At 63.9% G+C, this 17,426-nt stretch carries 18 protein-coding genes and 2 tRNA genes; 5 read left to right on the top strand and 15 right to left on the bottom strand.

The genetic code is table 11. The annotated features are described in order from the left end of the window. Positions 1–8 precede the first annotated feature (8 nt). The 12 genes from LQF09_RS10285 to LQF09_RS10230 all read right to left on the bottom strand — a co-directional run bounded on the left by LQF09_RS10285 (position 9) and on the right by LQF09_RS10230 (position 9,657). On the bottom strand, positions 9–1,814 hold the full coding sequence (locus LQF09_RS10285; RefSeq protein WP_270067915.1) for a M61 family metallopeptidase: 1,806 nt from the start codon (positions 1,812–1,814) through the stop codon (positions 9–11). A 199-nt stretch (positions 1,815–2,013) separates the two neighbouring features. After that, a tRNA-Val gene (locus tag LQF09_RS10280) sits at positions 2,014–2,088 on the bottom strand. A 44-nt stretch (positions 2,089–2,132) separates the two neighbouring features. Continuing rightward, positions 2,133–2,207: transfer RNA gene (locus LQF09_RS10275), tRNA-Val, on the bottom strand. A 279-nt stretch (positions 2,208–2,486) separates the two neighbouring features. After that, positions 2,487–2,885, bottom strand: coding sequence for a RidA family protein (locus tag LQF09_RS10270; protein ID WP_270067914.1), 399 nt, complete (start codon positions 2,883–2,885; stop codon positions 2,487–2,489). Positions 2,886–3,041: 156 nt separating this feature from the next. Then, complete coding sequence (locus tag LQF09_RS10265; RefSeq protein ID WP_270067913.1) at positions 3,042–3,485, bottom strand: bacteriohemerythrin; 444 nt, start codon at positions 3,483–3,485, stop codon at positions 3,042–3,044. Between the two features lie 38 nt (positions 3,486–3,523). Beyond that, a complete protein-coding gene (locus LQF09_RS10260; protein WP_002929857.1) occupies positions 3,524–4,096 on the bottom strand; it encodes a hemerythrin domain-containing protein in 573 nt (190 codons plus the stop codon). A gap of 31 nt (positions 4,097–4,127) precedes the next feature. Then, entirely contained in the window at positions 4,128–4,841 is a 714-nt protein-coding gene (locus LQF09_RS10255; RefSeq protein WP_270067912.1) for an ABC transporter ATP-binding protein, read from the bottom strand. After that, positions 4,834–5,610, bottom strand: a complete 777-nt coding sequence (locus tag LQF09_RS10250; protein ID WP_270067911.1) for an ABC transporter ATP-binding protein — start codon at positions 5,608–5,610, stop codon at positions 4,834–4,836. The genes LQF09_RS10255 and LQF09_RS10250 overlap by 8 nt, the downstream gene beginning before the upstream one ends. Then, a complete protein-coding gene (locus tag LQF09_RS10245) occupies positions 5,607–6,572 on the bottom strand; it encodes a branched-chain amino acid ABC transporter permease (protein ID WP_270067910.1) in 966 nt (321 codons plus the stop codon). Before LQF09_RS10245 ends, LQF09_RS10250 begins: the two co-directional genes overlap by 4 nt. A gap of 4 nt (positions 6,573–6,576) precedes the next feature. Beyond that, positions 6,577–7,443 carry a branched-chain amino acid ABC transporter permease gene (locus LQF09_RS10240; RefSeq protein ID WP_002929847.1) on the bottom strand — a complete coding sequence of 289 codons (867 nt, stop codon included), beginning with the start codon at positions 7,441–7,443 and terminating at the stop codon, positions 6,577–6,579. A gap of 74 nt (positions 7,444–7,517) precedes the next feature. Further along, on the bottom strand, positions 7,518–8,687 hold the full coding sequence (locus tag LQF09_RS10235; protein ID WP_002929846.1) for an ABC transporter substrate-binding protein: 1,170 nt from the start codon (positions 8,685–8,687) through the stop codon (positions 7,518–7,520). 40 nt (positions 8,688–8,727) lie between these two features. Then, the gene (locus LQF09_RS10230; protein ID WP_002939590.1) at positions 8,728–9,657 is read right to left on the bottom strand and encodes a catechol 2,3-dioxygenase; all 930 of its coding nucleotides are present in this window, start codon (positions 9,655–9,657) and stop codon (positions 8,728–8,730) included. Positions 9,658–9,967: 310 nt separating this feature from the next. Here LQF09_RS10230 and benA point away from each other — a divergent pair, with 310 nt between their 5' ends. From benA to LQF09_RS10205, 5 genes are all read left to right on the top strand, one after another. After that, positions 9,968–11,308, top strand: coding sequence for a benzoate 1,2-dioxygenase large subunit (gene benA, locus LQF09_RS10225; protein ID WP_002939586.1), 1,341 nt, complete (start codon positions 9,968–9,970; stop codon positions 11,306–11,308). Positions 11,309–11,322: 14 nt separating this feature from the next. Further along, the gene (gene benB / locus LQF09_RS10220; RefSeq protein ID WP_002929839.1) at positions 11,323–11,811 is read left to right on the top strand and encodes a benzoate 1,2-dioxygenase small subunit; all 489 of its coding nucleotides are present in this window, start codon (positions 11,323–11,325) and stop codon (positions 11,809–11,811) included. A 65-nt stretch (positions 11,812–11,876) separates the two neighbouring features. Next, positions 11,877–12,887, top strand: a complete 1,011-nt coding sequence (gene benC, locus LQF09_RS10215; protein WP_002939582.1) for a benzoate 1,2-dioxygenase electron transfer component BenC — start codon at positions 11,877–11,879, stop codon at positions 12,885–12,887. A gap of 27 nt (positions 12,888–12,914) precedes the next feature. Next, complete coding sequence (locus LQF09_RS10210; protein WP_270067909.1) at positions 12,915–13,691, top strand: 1,6-dihydroxycyclohexa-2,4-diene-1-carboxylate dehydrogenase; 777 nt, start codon at positions 12,915–12,917, stop codon at positions 13,689–13,691. A gap of 290 nt (positions 13,692–13,981) precedes the next feature. Further along, complete coding sequence (locus LQF09_RS10205) at positions 13,982–14,944, top strand: AraC family transcriptional regulator (RefSeq protein WP_270067908.1); 963 nt, start codon at positions 13,982–13,984, stop codon at positions 14,942–14,944. A gap of 100 nt (positions 14,945–15,044) precedes the next feature. On the opposite strand, the gene LQF09_RS10200 is transcribed toward LQF09_RS10205, so the two are convergent. The 3 genes from LQF09_RS10200 to LQF09_RS10190 all read right to left on the bottom strand — a co-directional run bounded on the left by LQF09_RS10200 (position 15,045) and on the right by LQF09_RS10190 (position 17,353). Continuing rightward, positions 15,045–15,602, bottom strand: coding sequence for a phasin family protein (locus tag LQF09_RS10200; protein ID WP_002929828.1), 558 nt, complete (start codon positions 15,600–15,602; stop codon positions 15,045–15,047). Between the two features lie 265 nt (positions 15,603–15,867). Then, positions 15,868–16,596, bottom strand: coding sequence for an ankyrin repeat domain-containing protein (locus LQF09_RS10195; RefSeq protein ID WP_270067907.1), 729 nt, complete (start codon positions 16,594–16,596; stop codon positions 15,868–15,870). Next, positions 16,577–17,353 (bottom strand): TatD family hydrolase, encoded by a 777-nt coding sequence (locus tag LQF09_RS10190; protein ID WP_002929824.1) that lies wholly within the window; start codon positions 17,351–17,353, stop codon positions 16,577–16,579. Before LQF09_RS10190 ends, LQF09_RS10195 begins: the two co-directional genes overlap by 20 nt. Positions 17,354–17,426: the final 73 nt, after the last annotated feature.

Raw genomic sequence — 17,426 nt, 5'->3', positions numbered from 1 at the left:
GGCCGCGCTCAGCGCCCCAGCCAGCCCTTGCGCAAGCGCCGTGCGCGCTCGCCACTGCGCGGTGCGAACCTGAGCACGTACCTGTCTACTGCCGGCGGGTCGAGCTCCACGCTGAAGCGCATCAGCTCATCACGACGGAAGGCGTGCAACTCCACCCGATCGCCCACCTGCCTGCGCTTGAGTTGCGCTTCCAGACCCTTGGGGCTCAGCCTGAGACCATCGAGCGCGATCAGCACGTCGCCCGCCGACAGGCCGGCACGCTGGGCCGGGCCGCCATCGAACACATTGGCGACGCGCACCTCGCCCTCACCCGCGGCCAGCTTGATGCCCAGGCCGGGGGCCTGGATGCTGGCCTCTGCGTCCAGGTCCACCCCGAACCCCTTGAGCAGGCGTTGCAACGGCAGATCCTCCGTACCCTCGGCCGTATGCTCAAGCCAGCGCGCCAGGCGCGCACCCAGGCCGGCACCACCCACCTCGCGCACCGCCTGGTAAATACCGTCCTCGGCGACGCCGATACCGGTCTGGCCATGCTCGACCCACAGGCGGCGCATCACATCGTCCAGGCTGCGTTCGCCCGCACTGCCGGCGCGCAGCTGCAGATCAAGCGCGAGCGCGATCAGGGCGCCCTTGGTGTAGTAGCTGACGATGGCGTTGGGCGCGTTCTCGTCCTGGCGGTAGTACTTGGTCCACGCATCGAATGATGATTCGGCCACGCTCTGCTTGAGCCGACCGCTGCCGCGCATCACGTTCGACACCGTCTTGCCCAGCAAACCGAGGTAGTCCTCCGGATCGATCACGCCGCTGCGCACGAGCGCAAGGTCGTCGTAGTAGGACGTGAAGCCTTCGAACGCCCACAGCAGCCTGGTGTGGTTCTCGCGCGACAGATCATAGGAGGCAAAGGCGGCGGGCTTGATGCGTTTGACGTTCCAGGTGTGGAAGTACTCGTGGCTGCACAGGCCGAGAAAGGACTTGTAGCCATCGGGCAGGCCCTGCATCCCTTTCCAGGGTAGATCCTCGCGCGCACACAGCAGCGCCGTCGAGGCACGATGTTCGAGGCCACCGTAGCCATCGCCGACCACCATGGTCAGGAAGGCGTAGTAATCCACTGGCGCCGGGCGACCGAACAGATCGATCTGCCAGGTGCAGATGCGTGCCAGGTCGGCGCACAGGCGTTCGAGGTCGCAATCGTGGCGTCCGGTCAGCGCAATGTCGTGGGCGACACCCCCGGCCTCGAAGCGGGCCAGGCTGAAGCAACCCATTTCCACCGGGTGGTCGATGAGTTCGTCGTAGTCGGCGGCAAGGTAGCGTCCGAAGCGGCCGCTGCCCTCTCCGCCTGGGCGTCCATCTGCGGGCGGCAGGCTGGTGATCACCCGCCAGTCGGCGAATTCGGCGCCTTCCGGGCGCTCGATGGTGACTTCGCAGGGCATGTCGGTGCGCCCCTCGACGGCTAGGAACACGCTGGTGCCATTGAAGAAACCATGCGTACGGTCGAGATGGGCGGAACGTACCGACAGATCCCAGGCATAGACCTCGTAGTGCAGCACCAACGGCTCACCGGCGACCGGGTGCGACACGCGCCAGCTGTGCTTGTCGAGCTTCTCGACCGGGCACGGTCGCCCGGCGCTCTCGGCACGCAGACGCACGATATTGCGCGCGAAGTCGCGGATCATGTAGCTGCCCGGAATCCACGCCGGCAGGCGGAACACCTGCCCGCTCGGGTCGGGGTCGGCCACTGTGCAGCTCACCGCAAACAGATGGGCGCCGGGGTTTGACGGGCAAATGCGGTAGGCGACCGCAGGATGAGGGGTTGGCATGCGCGTGGTGCTCCGCAGGCGAAGAAGTGGGAGGCAGAAAAATGCGAGCGTTGCGAAGCATACCCCCGCCCGGTCCTGCGGCTCCACTCGCGATGGCGCGCCCAGCGCCGGCAGGAAGCCCTTCGCTGGCGCATGCGATCGATACAGGGCGGTGAACGACAAAGCCGGCGCGAAGGGCGCCGGCTTTGTCGTGGTGTGCTGGTGGGCGGTACTGGGATCGAACCAGTGACCCCTGCCGTGTGAAGGCAGTGCTCTACCGCTGAGCTAACCGCCCGATCGCTGCGTGATCGGTCTTGCCGGGGGCCACGACCGCAGTCGTGGTGGGCGGTACTGGGATCGAACCAGTGACCCCTGCCGTGTGAAGGCAGTGCTCTACCGCTGAGCTAACCGCCCCCATGCAAAGAGGCCGCATTCTAGAAGGCGGCTAGGAGGGCGTCAAGCGTCAGGGTGAGCGTTTTAGGGCGCATCAGCGCCACAGGCCGGTGAAAGTGCAGCAGCCCCACTCACTTGACCAGCGCCACGAAGTCCTGCCGCTCCATCAGCCACGAGACAACGCAGCCGGCGACCCGCGCACCCAGCCCGGAAACATGGCTGGCGTCCTCCTCAGGATGGGCGGCTCCAGGCCATGCCCACACTCGCTGGCGCGGCAAGGCCGGGGCCGGGAGTGCGCTTTCAGCGCGCGGCGATGACATCCACCTCGACCACCAGACCTTCGAAGGCGAGGCGCTCGATGCCGAGCAGGGTCACCGCCGGCGGACGCTCGGGATGGAAGTAGGCCGAGCGGATCTCGCGGATGCGGGTAGTCTGGGCCGGCTGCAGCCCGACCACGTAGATCGTCACGTGCACCAGGTCATGCATGCTCGCGCCCTGGGCGCGCAGGGCGATCTCGATATTGTCGAGCGTGCCCTTTAGCTGGGCCTCCAGGTCGTCCAGGTTGCGCACCTTGCCGTCGCAGTCGCAATCGACCTGGCCGGAGACGAAGATCATGCGCTGTGCGCCGCAGACCGAGTAAGTCTGGCTGAACGCCTTGCCGCTGAAGAGTTCGGGCGGGTTGATGGCTTTGTGTTCCATGTGCTGGCCTCTCGATGCAGAAGGGTTGTCGTTAAAAAAATGGCCCGCCGAGGCGGGCCAAACCCGAAATCCTCCCGACGCCCCACCAGGCGGGGACGCCGGAAGCAACCACGACAAAAACGTGATTCCGGGGAGGGAGATGACTGTATGAAGTGCTCAGCTGCTCTTTGCGCTCTCGCGTCGGAAGACCAGCGGCGCACCGCCGTGCGAGCGCTTCACCATCCACAGCGCGAGTGCAGAGTCCATGTAGTCGGCATGCCCCGGGAACCAGTCCTTGAGCGCCACCGCAAGCTCACGGACCACCTCGACCTTGCCCTCAGCGAGCAATTGCTGCACTTCGCGTACCGAGGCGAGCACCTTGGCGTGCTCATCGACATGGCAGTCGCGCGCCGGGAAACCATTGACGTCCATCCAACGGTTCTCTTGCTCGAAGTGGGCCTCGGCATGGGCTGCAAAGGCGTCGAGCGCAGCCGCGAGCTGTGCATCCTCGACGGTCAGCAAGGCATCGACCAGGCTGACGAACTCGCGATGGGTGTCATCCATCGCGTTGTAGCCCAGCAAGTAACGGTCGTCCCAGTCGAATCCTGCGTGTTCGGTCATGCCCATGATGCTCCAGAGTTGGCGCCGCCCGCGGCGACTCAGCCGCCAAGTCCGACGGGGGCGGGCGCGATGTTGACGATCTTCGAGAACAACGCCCGGTATTCGCCGGCTGCACCTTCCCAGGGGTTCTGGTTACTGAGGAAGGCGGCGTCGATCTCGGCCCAATCCTCCGCGGTCAGATGCGCCTTGGCAAGGGGGAACACCTCACGCTCTTCGGTGTTCATGTGCTTCCATTCCTGCTCGATGTAGGTCTTGAGCGCCTCGTGGTAGCCCTGGAAGCCCGCATCGCCCTGCTGGCGATAGCTGGCGAGCGCGTCGCGCAAGGTGGCCATGCGCGCGTCGCCCTGGCGATGCTCGGTCTCCAGACGCTCGATCACCGGCAGTGCCTCGGCGCAGCGCTGGCGCAGCTTGGCGAAGAGGTACTGGTCCTCTTTCGGGTGGTGCACCTTCTCCGGCACCTTGTCGATGTACTCGATCATCGACTCGAGCAGGTCGTAGTCTGGCTTCAGGCGCCCGGCTTCGATGCCAGAGGCGATCGATCGCAGGCCGCTGAGCATGGCGGCGAGCGCGCGGTGCTCGTCGTGGATGATGTCGAGTGACTTGATGGTCATGGCGTATCTCTCCTGCTGTGGCACATCCGGCTCAGACGCCGAGGTGCTTCTGGATCAGTTCGGGCTGGGCGCGGATCTCGTCGCTGGTGCCGTCGAACACCACCTGCCCCTTCACCAGGATCATCGCGCGGTCGCAGATGCTGGTGACTGCGCCGTGGTTCTTGTCCACGATCACGGTGGCGATCCCGGTCCTGCGGATCTCCTTGACGATGCGCCAGATCTCCATGGCGATCAGCGGCGCCAGGCCCTCGGTGGCCTCGTCGAGGATAAGCAGGTCGGGGTTGGTCATCAGCGCGCGGCCGATGGTGAGCATCTGCTGCTCGCCCCCCGACAGTTGCCAGCCACCGTTGTTGATGCGCTCACCCAGGCGCGGGAAGGTCTCCATGACGCGCTCGAAGGTCCATTCGCGGCGACCGTCGATGCCGGCACGCGCCGACATCAGCAGGTTCTCGCGCACGGTCAGGCTCTTGAAGATGCCACGGCCTTCGGGCACGTAGGCGATGCCCTGCTGCGCAGTCTGGAAGGTGCGCGCGCGGCTGTAGTCGTCACCACGCACCAGCACCCGGCCATGACTGGGCCTGACGATGCCGAGCATGCTCTTGATCAGCGTCGACTTGCCCATGCCGTTGCGACCCATGAGCGCGATGCCCTCGCCTTCGCGGATACTGAAGTCGATGCCGTGCAGGATGTGGCTGGCACCGTAATAGGTATGAACTTCCTTGGCTTCGAGCAGCATGTTAGACATGGAAGCTGTCCTCCGTACCCAGATAGGCCTGCTGGACGGCCACGCTGGCCTTGATCTGTGCGGGCGGACCGCACTCCAGCAACTGGCCATTGACCATCACCGTGATCCTGTCGGCGACTGCGAACACGGCGTCCATGTCGTGCTCGACGAGCAGGATGCCGCGCGTCTGGCGCAGGCGCTTGAGCACCGCGACCATGCTCGCGGACTCTTCCGAGCCCATGCCGGCGAGCGGCTCGTCGAGCAGCAGCACCTGGGCGTCGGTGGCAAGCACCATGGCGATCTCGAGCTGGCGCTGTTCGCCGTGGCTGAGCACGCCCGACACCCAGTCTACGCGCCTGCCGAGGCCGGCCTCCTCGATGCAGGCGCGCGCCTTCTCCAGCGCCCACTGCTGCTCCATGGCCTTGCTGAAGATGCGCCACGGCTGCTGGCGGCGCGACTGCGCGGCCAGGCGCACGTTTTCGAGCACGGTGAACTGAGGGAAGATATTGGTGCGCTGGTAGCTGCGCCCGATGCCTTCCTGCGAGCGCTGCGCCGCGCTGAGCCGGGTGATGTCCTTGCCCAGGTAGCGGATCTCGCCTTCGGAGGGCGGCAGGTCGCCCGACAGCATGTTGATGCAGGTCGACTTGCCTGCCCCGTTGGGGCCGAGCAGCACGTGGATCATGCCGCGCTCGAGGGTGACGTCGATGTCCTGGTTGGCCACCAGGCCGCCGAAGCGACGCGTGAGCTTGCGCGCCTCGAGCAACACTTCGTTCTTGCTGGTCTGGCTCATTTTGCGCCACCTCCCTGCAGGGCGCGCTTGATGCGGCCCGGAATTGCGGTCAGCCCACCCGGCAGAAAGAGCACCAGGGCCACGATGACGCCCCCCATCAGCAACTGCCAGTATTTGGTGATATCGGCAAAGAACTCGCGCATGGCCTCGAAGGCGAAGGCGCCCAGTACCGCACCCGCAAGGTTGCCCATGCCGCCCAGGATCACCATCAGCAGTACGTTGCCCGACTCGTGCCACGACAGCAGTTCGGGGGTGACGAAGCCGAACAGGACCGCGTAGAGGAAGCCGGCGACCCCGCCCAGCGCGCCCGCCAGGGTGAATGCGGCCAGCTTGTAGCCGAAGGTGAAGTAACCCAGCGACTGCATGCGGTGCTCGTTGCTCTTGATGCCCATGAGCACGCGACCGAAGGGCGACTGCAGCACGCGATGAAGAAACAGGTACACCAGCAGCATCATGACGAGCACGAAATAGAACATGTGCAGCTCGTTATCCAGGTCGAAGGGGACCCAGCTGCCGATCGCCGCGGTCGGCCGTGCGTCCACATAGACGCCGTCCGAGCCACCGCCCAGGGGCGTGTCATGGAACACGAAGTACGCCATCTGGGCGAAGGCGAGCGTGACCATGATGAAATAGATGCCCTTGGTACGGATCACGAAGATGCCGATCACGAGCGCAGCTGCAGCCGACAGCAGGATGGCCGCGGGCAGCATCACCCACAGGCTCATCTGACCGAACTTGGCGGTAAACAGGGCCACCGAGTAGGCGGCGATGCCGAAGTAGGCCGCATGGCCGAAGCTCACCAGGCCGGTGAAGCCCACCAGCAGGTCCAGGCTCATGGCGAAGATCGCCATGAGCAGCATCTTCGCCACCAGTTCGACGTAGAAGGACTCGCCCGACATGGGCACACAGGCAATCGCGGCGACCGCGATGAGCTTGACGATGAGGGAAGCATTGACGTTCATGATCTCAGCCCTTCTTCAGGATGCCTTCGGGGCGCCACAGCAGGACCACGGCCATGACCAGGTACACGATCATTCCGGAGATCTCGGGCAGCAGAACCTTGCCGAAGGTGTCGGCGAAGCCGACGATCAGCGCAGCAACCAGCGCGCCCCACACCGAACCGATGCCGCCGATGACGACGATGACGAAGGAGATGATCAGCACATGGCTGCCCATGTTCGGGAACACCGAGGAGATCGGTGCGGCGAGCATGCCGGCGAGCGCAGCCAGGGCCACCCCGAGCGCGAACACCACGCGATAGATCATGTTGATGTTTATGCCCAGCGCCTCGACCATGCTGCGGTCGTCATTGCCGGCGCGGATCATCATGCCCAGGCGGGTACGCTGAATGACGTAGTAGAGCGCCACCGCGAGCACGATGCAGACGACCGAGATGGCCAGGCGATACACCGGATAGCTCATCACCTCGGTGAGCTGGATAGACGCGTCGAGGAAGGCCGGGATGGCCACGCCGTGCACGTCATCGCCCACCAGCAGGCTGCGCAGCTGCTCGAAGATCAGGATGAGGCCGTAGGTGAGCAGCACCTGCTCGAGGTGGTCACGCTTGTAGAGGTGGGAAAACAGCGCCCACTCCAGGAGAGCACCGAAAATCAGTGCCAGCGGAATGCCAAGCGCAATAGCCAGCACCAGGCTGCCGGTCGCGCTCGTAAGCACGAAGGCCAGGTAGGCGCCGATCATGTAGAAACTGCCGTGCGCCAGGTTGATGATGCCCATGATGCCGAACACCAGCGTCAGCCCGCTCGCCACCAGAAAAAGCAGCAAGCCGTACTGCAGCGAGTTCAGCACCTGGATCAGGAAGCTCGCGAAATCCATGACTATCCCCCGCCCGGCAGGCGCAAGCCTGCCGGGACGACGTATGCGTTGAGTTGGGAAGGGAAGCGGGACGCTTACATGCTGCAGCCGCGGGCAGGATCCTCGAGCCCGGCGGAGACGACCTCGACGACGGCGTTCTTGCCGTCCTTGACCTCGCGCAGGTAGATGTCCTGCACCGGGTTGTGGGCCTTGGACAGGGTGAAGCTGCCGCGCGGGCTGTCGATGGTGGCTGCGCGGATGCCGTCGATCACGGCGTCGAGCTTGCCAGGGTCGCCATTGGCGGCCTTGAGACCGGCGTGGTACATCTGCGCCGCATCGTAGCCCTGCACCGCGTAGACGTCCGGCTGCGCCTTGTAGGCAGCGGCGTAAGCGGTACGGAAGGCGTTGTCACGCTCAGTATTGAGGCCGTCGGCGTAGTGCAGCGTGGTCTGCAGCCCCTCGCCGGCGCCCCCCATGGCCGCAACATCCTCGCTCAGAAAGCCCGGGCCATAAAGCGGGATGCTGCCCTTGAGGCCTGCTGCAGCGTAATCGCTCACGAACTTGGCGGCGCCAGCGCCGGCGAAGAAGACAAACACGGCGTCGGGCTTGAGCGCGGCGATCTCGGTGAGGAAGGGCTGGAACTCCACGTTCGGGAAGGGCAGGCTCATGTCCTTGACGATCTTGCCGCCACCCTTGGTGAAGCCCTCGGTGAAGCCTTCGACCGACTCGGTGCCGAAGGAGTACTTCCATGCCAGGGTGACGACGTTCTTGACGCCGCGCTTGGCGAGCGCCTCACCCATTGCGTAGGACGGCTGCCAGGCCGAAAAGGAGGAACGGAACACGTAGGGCGAGCACTGCGCACCCGTGATCTCGTTGGCGCCGGCGTTGGGCACGATCATCAGCGTCTTGGTGTTGGCGGCGACGCGCGCGGCGGCAAGCGCCACGCCCGAGTGCACCGAACCGATCAGCACGTCGACCTTGTCGCGGGTTACCAGGCGACGGGCGATCTCGGTGGCACGCGCCGGGTTGGATTCGTCGTCCACAACAACGTACTGCACCTCGCGGCCGGCGAGCTTGCCACCGTTCTCCTCGACGTACTGCTTGAAGCCGTTGGTGATGTTGTTGCCGAGTGCCGCGAAGGTGCCGGTGTAGGGCAGCATCAGGCCGACCTTGACCTTGTCCTGCGCCAGCGCCGACCCCATGCCGGTCGTCACGAGCGCGGCACCAAGGATCAGGTTGCAAACGATTTTATAGTGCTTGTCCATTTGTCTCTTCCTTTGGAGCAGTTTCGAATTTGGGTCAGGCTCAGGTCACGACGGTGAGGAAGCGCTCGTTGAGCTTGCGGTCGTGATAGAAGATGCCCGCGCCGACCTCGTCGAAGGTCCAGGTGATCGGGGCATGGTCAGGGTAGGTCTCGTAGCCGCCGCAGAAGGTCTCGAAACGGTTGCCGGAGGGGTCGAAGGCGTAGATCGTGGTACCACGGGTGATGCCGTGGCGGGTCGGGCCAATATCGATCGATACACGGTTCATCGACATGATGTCGGCCGCACGCAGCACCTGCTCCCAGCTGCCAAGCAGGAAGGACAGGTGGTGTAGCTTGCCTGGCTCCGGGTGGGCGACGAAAGCGAGGTCGTGCGCCTTGTGCGAACAGGAAATGAAGGTCGCCAGCAGCGACTTGCCGTCCTCGAGCAGCACGCGCTCGACGAGGTGGAAGCCCAGTACCTCGGTGAACAGCTTGAGGTTGTCCTCCAGGTTCGGACCGTAGAGCAGGCAGTGATCGAAGCGATGCGGCGCGATGCCGTGCTCTGCGGCCGGAATCCACGGATCAGGGTTGGTGTAGGGCTGGCCGTTGCCCACGTCGGTCTTGTCGGCGTAAAGCTCCATGACGTGACCCGTCGGAATGGTGAAACGCACGCGCTCGCCAGTCTCCAGCAGTTCGCCAGCCGGGATGCGCTCGGTCTGCACGCCGTAGGCCTGGAGATCCTTGTCGAGCTGTTCGAGGGTGGCCCTGTCCTTGACCTTGAAACCCATCAGGTCCATGCCTGCCTGCTCGGCTTCGCGCAGGACCACGCTGTTGTGATCACGCTCGTCCCAGGCCTTGAAGTAGACGCGGCCAGCGGCGTCACGGCCCGTCTCGACCAGTCCGAGCACGTTGCGGTAAAAATTGACACTCTCATCCAGGTCCAGCACACGCAGCTGGATATGTCCGGGACGCATCACACCACTTGTCGCCATTTCCTCTCTCCTTGTGGTCAGGGGGCGGGAGGCCTTCCGCGTGCTCGGGCACCGCGACGGCCTCGCCATTCACGCAGCACCGGGTCCTGGCCGGCAAACGCTTTGCGATGGCGCCCGGGCTTCGTGTGGAGCGCAGATTAGGCGGTGCCGGGGAACGGCAATATCCAGTTTCTGCACGATGCTTATCCGCTTTGTGCACGCAACGGCGTATGCAAGGAGTGGATAGCGATCGTGCAGAAACTGGATATTTCGCCGCCGCCGCCCTACCTACGATGCGGACTCCGTACTAACACCATCGGAGACCTCGGCGATGATCACAATGGAATACCTGGACGCACTGATCCAGAAGGACAAGGCCCAAGGCCTGTTCCGCTGCAAGCGTGAAATGTTCACCAGCCGCGAACTGTTCGAGCTGGAGATGAAGCACATCTTCGAAGGCAACTGGGTCTATCTCGCACACGAGAGCCAACTGCCGAAGATCAACGATTACTACACGACGAAGATTGGCCGCCAGCCGGTGTTCATCACCCGCAACAAGGACAACCAGCTCAACTGCTTCATCAACGCCTGCGCCCACCGCGGCGCCACACTCGCGCGCTTCAAGCACGGCAACAAGGCTACCTACACCTGCCCCTTCCACGGCTGGACCTTCAACAACTCGGGCAAGCTGCTCAAGATCAAGGACCCGACCGAGACCGGCTATCCGGAGAGCTTCAACTGTGAGGGCTCTCACGACCTCAAGAAGATCGCCCGCTTCGAGTCCTATCGCGGTTTCCTGTTCGGCAGCCTGAATGCCGACGTGCAGCCGCTGGAAGCCTTCCTCGGCGAATCGAAGGCGATCATCGACATGATCGTCGACCAGTCGCCCGAAGGTCTTGAGGTGCTACGCGGCTCGTCCACCTATGTGTACGAGGGCAACTGGAAGCTGCAGGCCGAGAACGGCGCCGACGGCTACCACGTCACCGCCACGCACTGGAACTACGCCGCCACCCAGGCGCAGCGTAAAAGCCGCGACGCCGGTGACGACATCAAGGCGATGAGCGCCGGCGGCTGGGCCAAGAAGGGCGGCGGTTCATACTCCTTCGAGAACGGCCACCTGCTGCTGTGGACGCGCTGGGACAACCCCGAGGACCGTCCGCTGATGGAACAGCGCGACCGCCTGGTCGCCGAGTTCGGTGAGGCCAAGGCCGACTGGATGATCGGCAACTCGCGCAACCTGTGCCTGTACCCGAACGTGTACCTGATGGACCAGTTCAGCTCGCAGATCCGCGTGTTCCGCCCGCTCGACGTCAATCGCACCGAAGTCACCATCTACTGCATCGCGCCCAAGGGCGAGTCGGCCGAAGCGCGTGCGCGCCGCATCCGCCAGTACGAGGACTTCTTCAACGCCTCGGGCATGGCCACCCCGGACGATCTCGAGGAATTCCGCGCCTGCCAGGAAGGCTTCATGGGCCGCGCCCTTGAGTGGAACGACATGGCGCGCGGCGCCGAGCACTGGGTAGAAGGCCCGGACGAGGAAGCCGACAAGATCGGCCTCAAGCCCATCCTCTCGGGCGTCAAGACCGAGGACGAAGGCCTGTACGTGGCGCAGCACACTTACTGGCTGGAGCAGATGAAGAAGGCCCTTGCGGCCGAACAAGCACAAGCCTGAGCGGAGACGAGAAAATGAGCCTGAGCTACCAAGACCTGTGTGCCTTCCTGTACCGCGAAGCCCGTTACCTGGACGATCGCGACTGGGACAGCTGGCTGGCGATGTACGACGAGAACTGCACCTTCTGGATGCCCGCCTGGGATGACGACGGCGAGTTGACCGAAGACCCCCAGTCCGAAATCTCGCTGATCTGGTACGGCCGCCGTGCCGGCCTGGAAGACCGCGTATTCCGCATCCGCACCGAGCGTTCGAGCGCGACCATCCCCGACACCCGCACCAATCACCACATCAGCAACATCGAGGTGCTGGCGCAGGACGGCAACACGGTCAAGCTGCGCTTCAACTGGCACACCATGAGCGTGCGCTACAACCACACCGACCACTTCTGCGGCACGAGCTTCTACACCCTCGACGTATCGGGCGCCAACCCGGTGATCAAGTTCAAGAAGGTCGTTCTGAAGACCGACTACATCCGTCACGTCATCGACGTGTACCACGTCTGATAACGAGGGCGGGGCGCCAGCTTGCGCAGACAGCGGCGACCCTGCCCCATCCCGGAGAGACAACCATGACATTCAAGATCGCGCTGAACTTCGAGGACGGCGTCACCCGCTTCATCGACTGCAACGCCACCGAGACGGTGGCCGACGCCGCTTACCGCCAGGGCGTCAACGTCCCAATCGACTGCCGTGACGGCGCCTGTGGCGCGTGCAAGTGCAAGGCCGAATCCGGCCAGTACGAGCTCGGCTTTTACATCGACGACGCGATGAGCGAAGAAGAGGCCAGGCTCGGCTACGTCCTCACCTGCCAGATGCACCCCAAGAGCGACTGCGTGGTGAACGTGCCCGCCTCGTCCGAGGTGTGCAAGATCAAGCACGCTACCCTCACCGCCACCGTGGCCGAAGTGCGCCAGCTGTCGCCGAGCACGCTCTCCCTGGTGCTCCAGGGTGAAGGCATCGCCAAGCTCGCTTTCCTGCCCGGCCAGTACGCCAACCTCACCGTGCCCGGCACCGAGCAGACGCGCGCCTACTCCTTTAGCTCGATGCCTGCCGAGAGCAAGGTCAGCTTCCTCATCCGCAACGTACCCAACGGCCTTATGAGCGGCTACCTCACCGGCACCGCCAAGGCCGGCGACACCATCAAGCTCGCCGGCCCGATCGGCAGCTTCTACCTGCGCGACGTCGCACGCCCGGTGCTGATGCTCGCCGGCGGCACCGGCCTCGCGCCCTTCCTCGCCATGCTCGACAAGCTCGTCACCGGCGGTGGCAGCGCCCACCCGATCCACCTCATTTACGGCGTCAACACCGACGCCGACGTCGTCGAGCTCGAGCGCCTGGATGCCTTCAAGGCCGCGCTACCCAACTTCAGCTACGACGTATGCGTCGTCGCCGATGACAGCAGCTGGCCGAAGAAGGGCTACGTCACCGCCCACATCGAGCCGGCCCACCTTGACCACGGCAATGTCGACATCTACCTGTGCGGCCCCCCGCCGATGGTCGAGGCTGTGGCCCATGACCTGCGCGAACGCAAGGTCGAACCGAACAGCTTCCACTACGAGAAGTTCGCCGCCAGCGTCTGAGCGCTGCCCATCCCGTCAGGAGCGACAATGGCAAACCGTTTCAAGAAGAAAGTGGCCGTGATCACCGGTGCCGCACAAGGCATCGGCAAGCGGGTCGCCGAGAAGATGGCCAAGGAAAAGGGCACCCTGGTGCTGGTCGACCGCTCGGAGATCGTGCATGAGGTGGCCAAGGAACTATCAACGAAGGTGGAGGTGCTGAGCCTCACGGCCGACCTCGAGCAGTTCTCCGAGTGCAGGCGGGTCATGGATGCCGCGGTGGAGAAGTTCGGCTGCATCGACATCCTGATCAACAACGTCGGCGGCACGATCTGGACCAAGCCCTTCGAGCACTATCAGGAGAATCAGATCGAGGCCGAGGTGCGACGCTCGCTGTTCCCCACCCTGTGGTGCTGCCGCGCAGCCCTGCCCCACATGCTGGACAAGGGCAAGGGTTCGATCGTGAATGTGTCATCAATCGCCACCCGCGGCGTCAACCGCGTCCCCTATGGGGCGGCCAAGGGCGGCGTAAATGCACTTACCGCCTGCCTGGCCTTCGAGACCGCAGAGCGCGGTATCCGCGTCAATGCGACCGCCCCCGGCGCCACCGAGGCTCCACCGCGCCTGGTACCGCGTAACACGGAAAAGCAGAGCGAGGAGGAGAAGCGCTGGTACAAGCAGATCTACAGCCAGTCGATCGACAGCAGCCTGATGAAGCGCTACGGTACGCTGGACGAGCAGGCCGATCCGATCCTGTTCCTCGCCTCCGACGACTCGGCCTACATCACCGGCACCGTCATCCCGGTCGGAGGTGGCGACCAGGGCTGATCACCCCCGGCAACGTCCCTGGCAAGGCCGTAGCGCATCATTGCGCTGCGGCCTTGCCACGTTTACAGGCCAGCAACCGTTCGTTCAGACTATGCAGCCATAGACAAAATTTCTTATCGAGAATAAACTCGAGATTCTAAAAATTCTCGACGCACAGCGCAGAACTGGGCGACGGGAGATAGCCCCACCGGGAGAGAGATGATGCGCGCACGAGAGACTACCTTGGCCTTGCCTGCAACTGCGGGGGCCGCATCGGACCGATCGCCTGTTCTACGCGCCGGGGTCTGATCATGCCCCTGGCCTTCCTGAACGCCAAAAGCAGCATCTTCAATGGTGCCAATCCTTTCGAGGTGTCGGACTACGTGCGCGCGAACGTGGGGTCTCATAGCCTGAGCCTGAGTTCGCGCAGTCAGGGCAGCGCGTCACTTTCGCATCGCAAGGCCGGTGGACTCGACCTGTGCCGGCTGAGCTATGGCGCCCGTGCGCGCGTGATCTCCGAGGGGCTGGCCGACATCTACCACCTCCAGTTCATTCTGCGCGGCTACTGTCGCTACACCCTGCCCGACACCACGCTTGACCTGTCGGCCGGGCATTTCCTGCTGCTGAACCCGGACGACCCGCTCGACATCACCTACTCCGAGGACTGTGAGAAATTCATCGTCAAGTTACCCGCGACGATGCTCGGTGACGCTTGTGCCGAGCATCGCTGGACCCGCTCGCGCGAACGCATCACCTTCAAGCAGGTGCCTTACCGCTTCCAGGAGCTCGAGAGCCTCATCGTTCTCCTCCAGCTCATCTGCGAAGAAGCCGAGTCTGCGCTGACGACCCCCCAGATGCTCCAGCATTACAACCGCGTGGTCACGACCAAGCTCATGACCATGCTCGAACACAACCTGGGGCTCGAGGAGCCCTGCCAGCATGCGCCGTGTTTCGAGCGTCTCGTGCAGTACATCAACGACAACATCAAGCAGGACATCAGCGCCGAGCAGCTCTCCCACTTTTCCCGCCTGAGCCTGCGCTCGCTCTATCTGTTGTTCGAGAAGAACGCGAAGACGACGCCAAAGCAGTTCATCCGCCAGAAAAAGCTCGAGCATGTGCACGCGACCCTGACCAATCCCGCGAGCAAGGCGCCCAACGTCACTGCAGTTGCACTCGAGTATGGATTCACCCACCTCGGCCGATTCTCGGAACTCTACAGATCCACTTTCGGTATGTTGCCGTCGGAGGCAATGAAGTCCCGTCTGTCCAGCTAAGCGCGGGCACGACGACGCAAAAAGGGACCGTCCGGCTCACGGCCGCACGGTCCCTTTCCTGTCCAGCGCAAAGGGCAGCATGGCTGCCCTGTACGGTAGCTTAGGCGCGCTTCTTGGGCGTCGCGCTCTTGACACTCGCGGTCACTGCCTCGACGGCCTGCTCGGTAGCGGCGGCCAGCTTGGCCTCGGCAAGCTTGGCGGCGCTGCTGACGTTCTCATACAGGCCATTGGCGGTATCCATCGCCGACTTGACGGCGGCAAAGAAAGCTTCCGAGCCAGCCGGCGCCGTCTTGGCCGCTTGCTCGAGCGCGGTGCTGAAGGCGCTGTTGAGCTCGGCCACCTGAGACTCGACCAGCTTGGCGGTCTCCTGCTGGCCTTCGGCAGCCAGTTCCTGGACGTTGCGTGCGTAAGCGACGGCCTTGTCGAGCATCGGCTGGGTGAGTTCGGCCTGCAGGCTCGCAAGCTCCTGCGGGGTTTTCGCCTCGGCGAGCTTGCGGGTGATGGCAACGCCGTCCTCGAGCACCGAGCGGGTGGTGTTGAGGTTGAGCTCGGTCAGGCGCTCGGCACGGGCCAGGGCGCTGTTGGCGAGCGACAGCAGGGTCTCGAGTTGAGCCTTGTTGACGGCGAGGAGCTGCTCGGGGGTGGTGATCTTGGTCATCTTTAACATCCTTGAAAACTGGTGGTGAGAGGATTCGTCCAACTGCACGTGCGACCAAGTTCCCGGGCCGCCATGTTGCGATGCAACATGGCGATGATTATATAAGTCTCTCGGGCGTTGTCAAATGAATTGTGCAATGCACAATTTCCCGCTGAATGCGTATCCGCTCCTGCCATGGATAAACGCCCGGACATAAGCAAGACGGCCGGTAATACCGGCCGTCTTGCTTCCTGAGTCCCCGACAGAATCGACCGTCGGTTACCAACTAGTCGATCGTCAGCCGTATGGCCGGCGCAGCCAATCCCCTGCGCTTGCGCTCGGCAGCGATCAGTTCGGCGATATCGGTGTTCCCGTTCTGTGCAGCCCATGCATCGGCTGACAGGCCTGCCTCGTTGAGCGCATTGAGATCGATCTGGGGCAGCGACAGCAAGCGCCGTACGACCCCCACATGGCCATTGCGCGCCGCCAGCATCAGCGCCGTTGCCTGGTTGGGCGCACGCGCATTTACATCGACTCCGGCGCCGAGGAGCCTGTCGAGGATTGCATCCCGACCCTCGAACGCGGCGTAATGCACCGGTGCCCAACCCTCGTGGTCCAGTGTTGCGCTCGCATTGATCAGCGCTTCGACCACCTGCGCATGGCCATGCAGGACGGCAAGCATCAGTGCTGAATCGCCTGCCAGATTGCGGTAATCGATACGCACCCGGTAACGCAGCAGCGCCTCAACGGTTGCGAGTTGGCCCTCGCGTGCGGCCAGGATCAGCAAGGTATTGCCATTGGCATCGACGGTATTGGGATCGATGCCACGATTGAGCAAACCGACGAGTTGGCGGGTGTCACCGAGGCGCGCAGAACTGAGCGCGGCCTCATAGCTGTTGGCAAATGCGGGCGCCGAAATCAGGCTCGCAGTGGCCAACAGCCCAACAAGGAGGAAGCGGCGCAGCGTTGCGGCGGAGGTGTCCGCGACACGGACGTCAGGCTGGTCTGGTGACATGGCGGAATAGGCGAAAGAAGTTGTCGGTGGTCGCCCGCGCAATATGCTCGAGCGGTTCGTCACGCAGGCGAGCGATCTCCTCGGCCACGTGCACGACCCAGGCGGGTTCGTTGATCTTGCCACGATGCGGAACCGGAGCAAGATAGGGCGCATCGGTTTCGATGAGCAGGCGCTCGAGCGGTACCCGGCACGCGACCTCCTTGAGCGCCTTGGCGTTGCGGAAGGTGACGATGCCCGAAAAGGAAATGTAGAAGCCCAACTCGAGCGCGGCTTCAGCAACCTCCCAGCTCTCGGTGAAGCAGTGCATCACGCCGCCCGCCTCACCTGCGCCCTCCTCGCGCATCAACCTGAGCGTGTCCTCGGCAGCACTGCGCGTATGGATGATCAGCGGTTTGCCGCACTGGCGCGCGGCACGGATGTGCGTACGAAAACGCTCGCGCTGCCACTCCGGCTCGTCCTTCTGCCAGTAGTAGTCGAGCCCGGTTTCGCCGATGGCCACCACCTTGGGATGGTCGGCCAACGCGAGCAGCCGGGCCACGTCAGGCTCTTCGCAACCATCGTTGTCGGGATGGACGCCGACCGATGCCCAAAGCTGGGCGTGGCGTTCGGCCAGCCCGAGCACGCGGGGAAAGGCTTCGAGCGTGACACTGATGCAAAGCGCTGTGCCGACCCGATTGGCCGCCATGTTGGCAAGCACCTCGTCCTCTCGCGCGGCAAGGTCGGGGAAGTCGATATGGCAGTGAGAATCTACGAACATTGGACCGGGTTGGTGTAATGGGTCGGCATCGAAAGCCGGTACGAGGCACTGGCGTGCAGCAAGCGCCCAGGGT

This window comes from Thauera sp. WB-2, assembly GCF_027594845.1.
In the GTDB taxonomy this organism is placed as follows: Bacteria; Pseudomonadota; Gammaproteobacteria; order Burkholderiales; family Rhodocyclaceae; genus Thauera; species Thauera mechernichensis.
This window is presented reverse-complemented; position numbering and strand designations above follow the sequence as displayed.